Genomic DNA, 11,053 nt, shown 5'->3' with positions numbered 1-11,053 from the left:
ACGGCTATACGGTCACCCTCATGGCTGTCGAGACCCACGTCCTGGACGACGACTGCGAAGCGATCACCGGCTGGGGCCGCACCGCCCCCACCCTCGCGCGCGTGCAGCGGCCCCGCGGGCACGCCGAGGTCGCGGAGGCCCTCCGGGCCTGTGGGCGCCGCGGGGCCGTCGCACGCGGCCTCGGCCGTGCGTACGGCGACGCCGCGCAGAACGCCGGCGGCACCGTCCTCGACATGACCGGTCTCGACCGGATCCTCGCCGTCGACACCACCGCCGGGCTCGTCGTCTGCGAGGCCGGCGTCAGCCTGCACCGGCTGATGGCGGCCCTGCTGCCGCTCGGCTGGTTCGTCCCGGTCACCCCCGGCACCCGGTACGTGACCGTCGGCGGCGCGATCGGCGCCGACATCCACGGCAAGAACCACCACGTCTCGGGTTCCTTCGGCCGCCATGTGACCGCGCTCGAACTCCTCACCGCCGACGGCGAGATCAGGACCGTGCTCCCCGGGACACCGCTCTTCGACGCCACCACCGGCGGCATGGGCCTGACCGGGGTGATCCTCTCCGCCACCCTGCGGCTGCTCCCCGTCGAGACCTCCCTCATGCGCGTGGACACCGAGCGCGTCCCGGACCTCGACGAGCTGATGGCCCGGCTCACGGCCACCGACCACGCGTACCGCTACTCCGTCGCCTGGATCGACCTGCTCGCCCGCGGCGCCGCCACCGGCCGGGCCGTCCTGACGCGCGGCGACCACGCCCCGTACGACGCACTCCCCCGCCGCCACCGGGCCCGCCGCGATCCGCTCGCCTTCCGGCCGGGCCGGCTGCCCGCCCCGCCGCCGTACGTCCCCGGCGGGCTCCTCGGCCGCACCACCGTCGGGCTCTTCAACGAGCTCTGGTACCGCAGGGCCCCCCGCGCCGCGACCGGCAGCCTCCAGTCGCTTCCGGCCTTCTTCCACCCCCTCGACGGCGTCCCGCACTGGAACCGGATCTACGGGCCCGGCGGCTTCGTCCAGTACCAGTTCGTCGTCCCGTACGGGCAGGAGGACACCCTCCGCCGGATCGTGCGGCGGATCGCGGACCGGGGCTGCCCCTCGTTCCTCGCCGTCCTGAAACGGTTCGGCGCGGGCGATCCCGGCTGGTTGTCGTTCCCCCTTCCCGGCTGGACCCTCGCCCTCGACCTCCCCACCGGCCTCCCCGGGCTCGGCCGCTTCCTCGACGCGCTCGACGAGGAGGTCGTCGGTGCCGGCGGCCGGGTCTACCTCGCCAAGGACTCCCGGGTCCGGCCGGAGACCCTGGCCGCGATGTACCCCCGGCTCGACGAGTTCCGGGCGCTGCGCGCCGCGCTCGACCCCCGGTCGGTCCTCACCTCGGACCTGGCCCGCCGTCTCCGTCTCTAGATCTCCAGGAGTTCCCGTGAAGGACGCCTTCGGTGCCCCGCAGTCCCTGCTCGTCCTCGGCGGCACCTCCGAGATCGGGCTCGCCACCGCCCGCCGGCTGATCGCGCGCCGCACCCGTACGGTCTGGCTGGCCGGCCGCCCCTCCCCCGCGCTCACGGCCGCCGCCGACTCGCTGCGCGCGCTCGGCGCGGACGTGCGCACGGTGCCGTTCGACGCGCTCGACACCGAGTCGCACGAGGAGCGGCTCGGGAAGATCTTCACCGAGGGGGACATCGACATGGTGCTGCTCGCCTTCGGCGTCCTCGGCGACCAGGCCCGCGACGAGTCCGACCCGGTCGCCGCCGTCCGGGTCGCGCAGACCAACTACACGGGCGCCGTCTCGGCCGGACTGGTGTGCGCGGGCGCGCTCCAGGCGCAGGGGCACGGCTCGCTGGTGGTGCTGTCGTCGGTGGCGGGCGAACGGGCCCGCCGCGCCAACTTCATCTACGGCTCGTCGAAGGCGGGCCTCGACGCCTTCGCCCAGGGCCTCGGGGACGCGCTGCACGGCACGGGCGTGCACGTCATGGTCGTACGGCCCGGGTTCGTGCGCTCGAAGATGACCGCCGGGCTCGCGGAGGCGCCGCTCGCGACGACCCCGGAGGCGGTCGCGGGCGCGATCGAGCTGGGGCTGCGGCGCCGCTCGGAGACGGTGTGGGTGCCGGGGGCGCTGCGGATGGTGATGGCGGCGGTACGGCACGTGCCGAGGCCGCTGTTCCGCCGCCTTCCGGTGTGATCTGGCCGGCTAGGCGGTGGGCGCCGGGGTGTCCACCGGGCTGCCGCCCTGCGCGGGGACCGCGGCGATCGGGCGGCCGCTGCCGAACTCGTAGTCGTACAGCTTCCGCCAGACCCCGTCCGGGCCCTGCTCGTACAGCGCGAAGGAGCGGCAGGTCCAGGCCGCCTCGTACCCGGCGAGCTCCTCGAACGCCCGGTCCATCCCCTCCTCGGAGATGCCGTGCGCCACGGTGACGTGCGGGTGGTACGGGAACTGCAGCTCGCGCGCGAGGGGGCCGGCCTCGTCGCGGATCCGGTGCTGGAGGGCGTTGCAGAGGGGCACGCCCTCCGCCAGCTTCACGAAGACGACCGGGGAGAGCGGACGGAAGGTGCCGGTGCCTTCCAGGCGCACGGGGAACGGCTGGTGGTCGGCGGCGACACCCGCGAGGTGCGCCTCGATCTCCGGCAGCCGCTCCTCGGGCACCTCGGTCGGCGGGACCAGCGTGACGTGCGTGGGGATGCCGTACGCGGCAGGGTCCCCGAAGCCGGCGCGCCGCTCCTGGAGCAGGCTGCCGTAGGGCTCCGGGACCGCGATCGAAACGCCGAGCGTTACGGTCCCCACGTCGTTCTCCTCCGTCGTCCGTCGTCGAGTCGTTGTGTGGTGGTGCAGCCGCCAGTGTGCGGCCTGCACCACCCTTTCGGCCAGGGTCCCAGGACTCAGTGCTTGGCGGGCAGGAAGCCCATGCGCTCGTACGTCTGCGCCAGCGTCTCGGCGGCGACCGCGCGGGCCTTCTCCGCTCCCTTGGCCAGGACCGAGTCCAGCGTCTCCGGGTCGTCCAGGTATTCCTGCGTGCGGGCCCGGAACGGCGTGACGAAGTCCACCATGACCTCGGCGAGATCCGTCTTCAGCGCGCCGTACATCTTGCCCTCGTAGCTCTTCTCCAGGTCCTCGACGGACGTGTCGGTGAGCGTGGACATGATGGTGAGCAGGTTGGAGACGCCGGCCTTGTTCTCCGGGTCGAAGCGGATCACCGTGTCGGTGTCGGTGACGGCGCTCTTGACCTTCTTGGCGGTGGCCTTCGGGTCGTCCAGGAGGTTGATCAGACCCTTCGGCGAGGACGCCGACTTGCTCATCTTGATCGTCGGGTCCTGGAGGTCGAAGATCTTCGCCGTCTCCTTGAGGATGTACGGCTTCGGGATCGTGAACGTCTCGCCGAAGCGGCCGTTGAAGCGCTCCGCGAGGTCGCGGGTCAGCTCGATGTGCTGGCGCTGGTCCTCGCCGACCGGGACCTCGTGGGCCTGGTAGAGCAGGATGTCCGCGACCTGGAGGATCGGGTACGTGAAGAGGCCGACGGTGGCGCGGTCGGCGCCCTGCTTGGCGGACTTGTCCTTGAACTGGGTCATGCGGGAGGCCTCGCCGAAGCCGGTGAGGCAGTTCATGACCCAGCCGAGCTGGGCGTGCTCGGGGACGTGGCTCTGGATGAAGAGGGTGCAGCGCTCGGGGTCGAGCCCGGCGGCGAGCAGCTGGGCGGCGGCGAGCCGGGTGTTGGCGCGCAGCTCGGCGGGGTCCTGCGGGACCGTGATCGCGTGCAGGTCGACGACCATGTAGAAGGCGTCGTGCGACTCCTGCAGGGCGACCCACTGGCGGACGGCGCCGAGGTAGTTGCCGAGGTGGAACGAGCCTGCGGTGGGCTGGATTCCGGAGAGCACACGGGGACTGTCAGAGGCCATGTTCATCATTCTCTCAGGTGCGACCCCCGGAACCGGACGTGGCATCGTGCCCCGTGAGACGAGAAACACACCTCGTGCTCGAAGCATTCGGAGGGGGAACCGATGGCAGACGTACAGGCACGGGTCGAGGACGTCGTCCGGAGGCTGGTCGACTCGGGCCGGGAATCGGCGGTGCAGGTGGCGGCGTACCGGCACGGGGAGCTGATCGTCGACGCGTACGCGGGCGAGGGGGTGGACGCCGCCTCCCTGTTGCACAGCTTCTCCACCGGCAAGGGCGTCACGGCGACGCTGGTCCACGTCCTCGTCGCGCGCGGACTGCTCGACTACGACACCCCGCTCAGCGCCCTCTGGCCGGAGTTCGGCGCCCACGGCAAGGACCGCGCCACCGTCCGCGACGCGCTGACCCACCGCACGGGCGTGCCGCAGCTGCCGCCGGCGATCACGCCGGAGGAGCTGTGCGACTGGGACCACATGTGCGCGCTGATCGCCGCGCAGGAGCCGTTGTGGGAGCCGGGCGCCGCCACCGGCTACCACGGCTGGACCTTCGGCTGGGTCCTCGGCGAGACCGTGCGCCGCGCCACGGGACTCCCCGTCGCCGAGGCGCTGCGCACGTACGTCACCGAGCCGCTGGGCATCGCGGACTCGCTCTTCTACGGGACACCCGACGCGCACGCGGACCGGGTGGTCCCGCTGGTGGCGGGCAGCTGGGAGGAGAAGCTCGCCGCGATCCCGGAGGACGCGCCGTTCCTCCTGGCCGTGCCGAACCCCGGCGTGTGGCCCTGCGCCCGGCTCGCCAACCGCCCCGACTACCTGCGCGCCGACGCACCGGCCGCCGCGACCCTCACGGCGCACGCCGCGGCCCGGATGTACGCGGCGCTGATCGGCGAGGTCGACGGCGTCCGGCTGGTCCCGGCCGAGCGGCTGCCGCTGCTGTACGAGCTCCGGACCCGCGAGCCGGACCGGATCCTGGGCGCGCCGGTCCCCAAGGGGCTCGGCTACTTCCTCGGCCTGCCCGAGACGGGCGGCGAGCCCACCGCGTTCGGCCACAACGGCAGCGGCGGCAGCATCGCCTTCGCCGATCCCGGACGCGAGCTGTCGTTCGCGTTCACCCGCAGCCGCCTGAGCGCGAGCGCGGACGACACCCACGCCCAGGACCTGGCGGCCCTGATCCGCGGGGCCGTGGCCGGTTAGCGGCCGGTCAGACCGGCAGGCCCGGGGCCGGGTGGGCGGCCATCAGGTCGGCGACCTCCGCGCGGACGGCGGCGAGGGTGTCCTCGTCGCCCGTGCCGGCGGCGGTGACGGCGCGGTCGATCCACTCGGCGACCTGGTCCATGTGGTCCGCGGTGAGGCCGCGGGAGGTGAGGGAGGGCGTGCCGATGCGGATGCCGGAGGGGTCGAAGGGCTTCCGCGGGTCGTAGGGGACGGTGTTGTAGTTGACGACGATGCCGGCCCGGTCGAGGGCCTTCGCGGCGATCTTGCCCGGGACCTGCTTGGGGGTGAGGTCGATCAGGATCAGATGGTTGTCGGTGCCGCCGGAGACCAGGTCGAAGCCGCGGGCGAGGAGCGCCTCGGCGAGGGCCCGGGCGTTGGCGACGACGGCGTGGGCGTAGTCGCGGAAGGAGGGCTGGGAGGCCTCGCGGAGGGCGACGGCGATGGCGGCGGTGGTCTGGTTGTGGGGGCCGCCCTGGAGGCCGGGGAAGACGGCCTTGTCGAGGGCCCTGGCGTGCTCCTCGGTGGACATGAGCATGGCGCCGCGCGGGCCGCGGAGGGTCTTGTGGGTGGTCGTGGAGATGACGTCGACGTGCCCGACGGGGGACGGGTGGGCACCGCCCGCGATCAGGCCGGCGATGTGGGCGACGTCGGCGACGAGGACGGCGCCGGACTCGCGGGCGATCTCACCGAAGGCGCCGAAGTCGATGGTGCGGGGCAGCGCGGTGCCGCCGCAGAAGATGACCTTCGGCCGCTCCTTGAGGGCGAGCTCGCGGACCTGGTCGAAGTCGATGAGGCCCGTGTCTTGGCGGACGCCGTACTGGACGCCGCGGAACCAGGTGCCGGTGGCGGAGACGCCCCAGCCGTGGGTGAGGTGGCCGCCCATGGGCAGGGCCATGCCCATGACGGTGTCGCCGGGCTTCGCGAAGGCGAGGTAGACGGCGAGGTTGGCCGGGGAGCCGGAGTAGGGCTGGACGTTGGCGTGGTCGACGCCGAAGAGGGCCTTGGCGCGCTCGACGGCGAGGGTCTCGACCTGGTCGATGTTCTGCTGGCCCTCGTAGTAGCGGCGGCCGGGGTAGCCCTCGCTGTACTTGTTCTGGAGGACGGTGCCGGAGGCTTCGAGGACGGCGGCGGAGACGTAGTTCTCGCTGGGGATGAGGCGCAGGGTCTCGGCCTGGAGCCGTTCCTCGGCGCCGACGAGGGCGGCGAGCTCGGGGTCGGCGGCGGCGAGCGCGGGGTGCTGCTGCGGGGTGGTCATGGCGGTGTCCTCCGGGCGTTCGGCGGAACGGTCCCGGGGCGGAGGTGCGCACGGGACCGGGGGCCCGTGATGCCCAGGCGAGCGGCACCTCGTGTGGTGGAGCGCGCACGGCTCCCCCGGGGTCGCTTCCCCGTACGCCAGTCGCCGTGCGTGTTTCCAGGGTAGCTGGCGCGCCGTCGCCGAGGTTTCCCTGTCCGGCATCCGAGCGACGATAAGAAAGGGGCCACAGCCCCCTGGGGACGAGCCACCCCCCGAGCCGCAGGACGAACGGAGATCCCGTGTCGAGGACAGAAGACGCGATCGCTTCCGCGGACGCGCACAGCGCTCACAACTACCACCCCCTTCCGGTCGTCGTCGCCTCGGCGGACGGCGCCTGGATGACCGATGTCGAGGGCCGTCGCTATCTCGACATGCTCGCCGGGTACTCGGCGCTCAACTTCGGGCACGGCAACCGGCGTCTGATCGACGCGGCGAAGGCGCAGCTGGAGCGGGTGACGCTGACCTCGCGCGCCTTCCACCACGACCGGTTCGCCGACTTCTGTACGCAGCTGGCGGAGCTGTGCGGCAAGGAGGCGGTGCTGCCGATGAACACGGGGGCGGAGGCGGTCGAGACGGCCGTGAAGACCGCCCGGAAGTGGGGGTACGAGGTGAAGGGCGTGCCGGACGGGCACGCGAAGATCGTGGTGGCGGCGAACAACTTCCACGGCCGGACGACGACGATCGTGAGCTTCTCGACGGACCACGAGGCGCGCGACCACTACGGGCCGTACACGCCGGGGTTCGAGATCGTGCCGTACGGGGATCTGACGGCGATGGAGGCGGCGGTCACGGCGCACACGGTGGCCGTGCTGATCGAGCCGATCCAGGGCGAGGCGGGGGTCCTGGTCCCGCCGGCCGGTTACCTGGCGGGGGTGCGGGAGCTGACGCGTCGGCGGAACGTGCTGTTCATGGCGGACGAGATCCAGTCGGGTCTGGGCCGGACGGGGCGGACGTTCGCGTGCGAGCACGAGGGGGTGGTGCCGGACGTGTACATCCTGGGGAAGGCGCTGGGCGGCGGCGTGGTGCCGGTGTCGGCGGTGGTGGCCGACCGCGAGGTGCTCGGGGTGTTCCGGCCGGGTGAGCACGGGTCGACGTTCGGCGGGAACCCGCTGGCGTGCGCGGTGGCCCTGGAGGTGATCGCGATGCTGCGGACGGGCGAGTTCCAGGAGCGGGCGGCGGAGCTGGGCGAGCACCTCCACGCGGAGCTGGGGCTGCTCGTGGGCGGCGGTGCGGTGGAGGCCGTGCGCGGTCGCGGGCTCTGGGCGGGCGTCGACATCGTGCCCTCGAAGGGGACGGGCCGGCAGATCTCGGAGCGGCTGATGGAGCGTGGGGTCCTGGTGAAGGACACGCACGGTTCGACGATCCGGATCGCTCCGCCGCTGGTCATCTCGAAGGAGGACCTGGACTGGGGTCTGGAGCAGTTGAGGGGGGTTCTGTCGGACTGACGGGGTCCGCTTCCAGGGGGTGGCGGGTGGCCGACTCGGCGCATTGACACCGGACTTGGTCTAGGCCAATGATGCCGCCATGCCGAGACTCCGTCTGCGTCACGCCCTGCGTGCCGCGCTCGCCGCCCTCGTCCCGCTCGCGCTCCTCGGCGCGGTCGCCGGACCCGCGCACGCCGCCCCGGAGGCGGCCTGGCCCGAGCCCGTCCCGGTGGTCTCCCACGTGGAGACCACCGACCCGGTCGTCTTCATCACCCTCGACGACGGCTGGTACCACGACCCCGCCGCCGCGCGGCTGCTGCTCGACCGCCGGGTGCCCGCCTCGCTCTTCCTGCTCCCCGGCGCGTACTCCTACGACTCCGGCTACTTCCACACCCTGCTCGACCAGGGCCGCTCCCGCGTCGAGAACCACACCGTCGGCCACCCGGACCTGACCACCCTCGACGCGGCGGGCCAGAAGGCGGAGGTGTGCGGGGCCCGCGACCAGCACCTCGCGCAGTTCGGCGACGGCCCGCGGCTGCTGCGCCCGCCGTACGGCACGTACGACGGGACGACCCGGACCACCGCGCGGGAGTGCGGGGCGAAGGCGCTGGTCACGTGGACGTACGACCTCACGACCTGGGGCGGGTGGACCCCGCCGACCCCGCGGCTCAAGGCCGGCGACATCATCCTGCTGCACTTCAACGAGACGGTGACGCAGGACCTGGAGCGGGCCCTGGACGCGGCGGAGGCGGCCGGTCTGAAGCCGGCGCCGCTGCGGGACTACGTCACAGAATGACGTGCGGGAGGAAGCGGGCGTACTCGTCGGTGACGAGCCCCGCCGACTCCCGGATGCCGAGCCCCGCCGCCTCGTCCTCGACGACCCACGCGCCGAGCACCACCCGGTTGCCGTCGAAGTCGGGCAGCGGGGCCAGCTCCTGGTAGCAGCAGGCCTCCCCGTCCTGTACCAAGGGCTCCGTACCGGCCTCGTGCAGGGTCACGCCCGCGCCCTCGCGGCCGAGCAGCGGCTTGGCGACCCAGCCGGTGGTGGCGGCGAGTTCGCGCGGCCCGTCGAGGTAGGCGGGCAGCAGGTTCGGGTGGCCCGGGTTCAGCTCCCACAGGATCGCGAGGAGCGCCTTGTTGGAGAGCAGCATCTTCCAGGCCGGTTCGATCCAGCAGGTGGTGCCGGTGCCGCCGCCGTTGTCGAGGGTGTCCAGGACGTGCCGGCCGAAGCGGTCGGTGGTCAGCCACTCCCACGGGTAGAGCTTGAAGCAGCTGCGGATGAAGCGGAGCCGGTCGTCGACGAAGCGGCGCGAGAGCCGGTCCCAGCCGATCCGCTCCACGGAGAGCGCCTCGGTGTCCAGCCCGGCCTGCTGGGCGGTCTCGCGCAGATACGCGACCGTCATCAGGTCCTCGCCGAGCTCGTCGCCGTCCGAGTGGGCGAAGTGGAGGGGGCCGGGCGGCAGCAGGTGGGCCTGGCGCTTCCAGGCGTCGACGAGCCGCTCGTGGAGTGAGTTCCACTGGTCGGCGCCGGGGAACCGCTCCTCCATCCAGAACCACTGCGGGCTCGCGGCCTCCACGAGGGAGGTCGGGGTGTCGGCGTTGTACTCCAGCATCTTGGCCGGCCCCGTGCCGTCGTAACGCAGGTCGAAGCGGCCGTACAGGGAGGGCAGTTCGGCACGGCGCCGCCAGGACTCGGCGACCAGGCCCGCCAGCCTCGGGTCGGTGATCCCGAGCTCGGCGAACCGGTTCTCCTCGACGATGTGCGCGGCCGCCGCCAGGCACAGCGCGTGGAGCTCCTCGACGACCTCCTCCAGGGCCTCGACCTCGGGCAGCGAGAAGGAGTAGTACGCGCTCTCGTCCCAGTACGGGCGCAGCGAACCGTCCGGGTAGCGGGTCAGCGGATAGACGAGCCCCTGCTCCTCGACCGTCTCCTGCCAGCCGGGCCGGGGCTCGATGGTGTGGCGCTGCATGATGCCGGGCCCGCCTCAGCCGCCGCCGGTGCCGGAGCAGCCGAAGCCGCCGGTGTCCACGGCGGTCTTGTCGAAGCTGCCGCCGCTCACCTTGCGGTCGCGGACGGAACCGCCGTAGTAGTACGAGCCGCGGTGGGTGGAGCCGTTGTCGTCGTCGCTGCTGCCGCCGCCGCTCTGGCACTCGTAGCTCGGCAGCTCCTCCCGGGTCAGCGGGTCCACGCACCGCTTGTCCGGCTCCGAACCGCACGCGGTGATCGTCGCCGCGAGCACACCCATCCCGCCGAGCACCACCGTGCTCGACCTCAGCCTGCGCATGTCCGTCGCCTCCCCTTCGCCCTCGCGAACGCGTCGCGCGCGCCTCGCGACCGCACAGTGTAGGCCGGTGATTTCCGGCCTCACGGCCTAGAGTCGCTTTGTGCTTCTCGGGATGATTTGTGCGCTGGCCTCGTCCGTGTGCTTCGGTGCCGCCTCGGTCCTCCAGGCGATGGCGGCGCGGGCCGCCGAGCCGGGGACGGGCGGCGGTGTCGACGTCGCGCTGATGTGGCGGGCCCTGCAGCAGTGGCGCTATCTCGCCGGCCTGGGGGCGGACGGTCTGGGCTTCGTGCTGCAGATCGTGGCCCTGCGGACGCTCCCCATCTACGTGGTGGGCGCGGCCCTCGCCGCGAGTCTGGCGGTCACGGCGGTCATCGCGTCCCGGGTGCTGCGGGTGCAGCTGAGCCGGGTGGAGTGGGTGGCCGTGGCCGTGGTCTGCCTGGGGCTCGCGATGCTGGCCTTCGCCTCGGGCAAGGAGGGGCACCGGGAGGGCTCGGCGGCGCTGGACTGGGTGCTCCTCGGGATCTCCTTCGGGGTCCTGCTGCTCGGCGTGGTGGCGGGGCGGCTGCCGGTGCGGTCCCGGGCGCTCGTCCTCGGTCTCGGGGCGGGGGTCGGCTTCGGGGTGGTGGAGGTGGCGGTCCGGCTGATCGAGGGCATCGACTTCACGGATCCCGTCTGGTACGCGCTCCTCGTCGGCGGCGGGGCCGCGTTCCTGCTGCTGACCTCGGCGTTCCAGCGCGGCTCGGTGACCACGGCGACGGCGGGCGCGGTGCTGGGAGAAACGATCGGCCCGGCGATCGTCGGGGTGATCTGGCTCGGGGACAGCACCCGGGACGGACTGGGCTGGCTGGCGATCGCCGGCTTCGCGGTGGCGGTGGCGGGCTCCCTGACCCTGGCCCGCTTCGGCGAGGCACCGGCCCCGGAGCCGGAACCGGCCGCGGAGCCGACCGCCCCCTCCTGACC

The 11,053-nt window shown here is 72.9% G+C and carries 11 protein-coding genes and 1 riboswitch; of the genes, 6 read left to right on the top strand and 5 right to left on the bottom strand.

Translation table 11 applies throughout. The annotated features are described in order from the left end of the window. Nucleotides 1–20: 20 nt before the first annotated feature. Both AB5J54_RS24590 and AB5J54_RS24585 read left to right on the top strand, forming a co-directional pair. On the top strand, nt 21–1,397 hold the full coding sequence (locus tag AB5J54_RS24590) for an FAD-binding protein (RefSeq protein WP_369146065.1): 1,377 nt from the start codon (nt 21–23) through the stop codon (nt 1,395–1,397). Between the two features lie 16 nt (nt 1,398–1,413). Beyond that, a complete protein-coding gene (locus AB5J54_RS24585; protein ID WP_369146064.1) occupies nt 1,414–2,169 on the top strand; it encodes a decaprenylphospho-beta-D-erythro-pentofuranosid-2-ulose 2-reductase in 756 nt (251 codons plus the stop codon). Between the two features lie 9 nt (nt 2,170–2,178). Here AB5J54_RS24585 and AB5J54_RS24580 read toward each other — a convergent pair whose 3' ends face one another. Together AB5J54_RS24580 and trpS are read right to left on the bottom strand one after the other, a co-directional pair. Continuing rightward, nucleotides 2,179–2,769, bottom strand: a complete 591-nt coding sequence (locus AB5J54_RS24580) for a 2'-5' RNA ligase family protein (protein WP_369146063.1) — start codon at nt 2,767–2,769, stop codon at nt 2,179–2,181. A 95-nt stretch (nt 2,770–2,864) separates the two neighbouring features. Then, nucleotides 2,865–3,878 carry a tryptophan--tRNA ligase gene (trpS, locus tag AB5J54_RS24575; RefSeq protein WP_369146062.1) on the bottom strand — a complete coding sequence of 338 codons (1,014 nt, stop codon included), beginning with the start codon at nt 3,876–3,878 and terminating at the stop codon, nt 2,865–2,867. 102 nt (nt 3,879–3,980) lie between these two features. Between trpS and AB5J54_RS24570 the strand changes: the two genes are divergently transcribed. Continuing rightward, nucleotides 3,981–5,069 carry a serine hydrolase domain-containing protein gene (locus tag AB5J54_RS24570; RefSeq protein WP_369146061.1) on the top strand — a complete coding sequence of 363 codons (1,089 nt, stop codon included), beginning with the start codon at nt 3,981–3,983 and terminating at the stop codon, nt 5,067–5,069. Between the two features lie 7 nt (nt 5,070–5,076). On the opposite strand, the gene glyA is transcribed toward AB5J54_RS24570, so the two are convergent. Further along, nucleotides 5,077–6,345: a serine hydroxymethyltransferase gene (gene glyA, locus AB5J54_RS24565; protein WP_369146060.1), complete on the bottom strand. Its 1,269-nt coding sequence runs from the start codon at nt 6,343–6,345 to the stop codon at nt 5,077–5,079. Nucleotides 6,346–6,409: 64 nt separating this feature from the next. After that, nucleotides 6,410–6,500: riboswitch (ZMP/ZTP riboswitch) on the bottom strand. 123 nt (nt 6,501–6,623) lie between these two features. On the opposite strand from glyA, the gene rocD reads away from it, so the two are divergent. Then, entirely contained in the window at nt 6,624–7,829 is a 1,206-nt protein-coding gene (gene rocD / locus AB5J54_RS24560) for an ornithine--oxo-acid transaminase (RefSeq protein ID WP_369146059.1), read from the top strand. 79 nt (nt 7,830–7,908) lie between these two features. Next, entirely contained in the window at nt 7,909–8,604 is a 696-nt protein-coding gene (locus tag AB5J54_RS24555; protein ID WP_369146058.1) for a polysaccharide deacetylase family protein, read from the top strand. Here AB5J54_RS24555 and AB5J54_RS24550 read toward each other — a convergent pair. Together AB5J54_RS24550 and AB5J54_RS24545 are read right to left on the bottom strand one after the other, a co-directional pair. Then, nucleotides 8,594–9,778: a glutathionylspermidine synthase family protein gene (locus AB5J54_RS24550; protein ID WP_369146057.1), complete on the bottom strand. Its 1,185-nt coding sequence runs from the start codon at nt 9,776–9,778 to the stop codon at nt 8,594–8,596. The two genes, AB5J54_RS24555 and AB5J54_RS24550, sit on opposite strands and share 11 nt — an antisense overlap. Before the next feature lie 15 nt (nt 9,779–9,793). Continuing rightward, the gene (locus tag AB5J54_RS24545) at nt 9,794–10,093 is read right to left on the bottom strand and encodes a hypothetical protein (RefSeq protein WP_369146056.1); all 300 of its coding nucleotides are present in this window, start codon (nt 10,091–10,093) and stop codon (nt 9,794–9,796) included. A gap of 112 nt (nt 10,094–10,205) precedes the next feature. Between AB5J54_RS24545 and AB5J54_RS24540 the strand changes: the two genes are divergently transcribed. Continuing rightward, on the top strand, nt 10,206–11,051 hold the full coding sequence (locus tag AB5J54_RS24540) for a hypothetical protein (RefSeq protein WP_369146055.1): 846 nt from the start codon (nt 10,206–10,208) through the stop codon (nt 11,049–11,051). Nucleotides 11,052–11,053: the final 2 nt, after the last annotated feature.

The organism is Streptomyces sp. R44 (assembly GCF_041053105.1).
GTDB lineage: Bacteria > Actinomycetota > Actinomycetes > Streptomycetales > Streptomycetaceae > Streptomyces.
The sequence above is the reverse complement of the archived record's forward strand: the minus strand, read 5'-3'. Positions and strand labels throughout refer to the sequence as shown.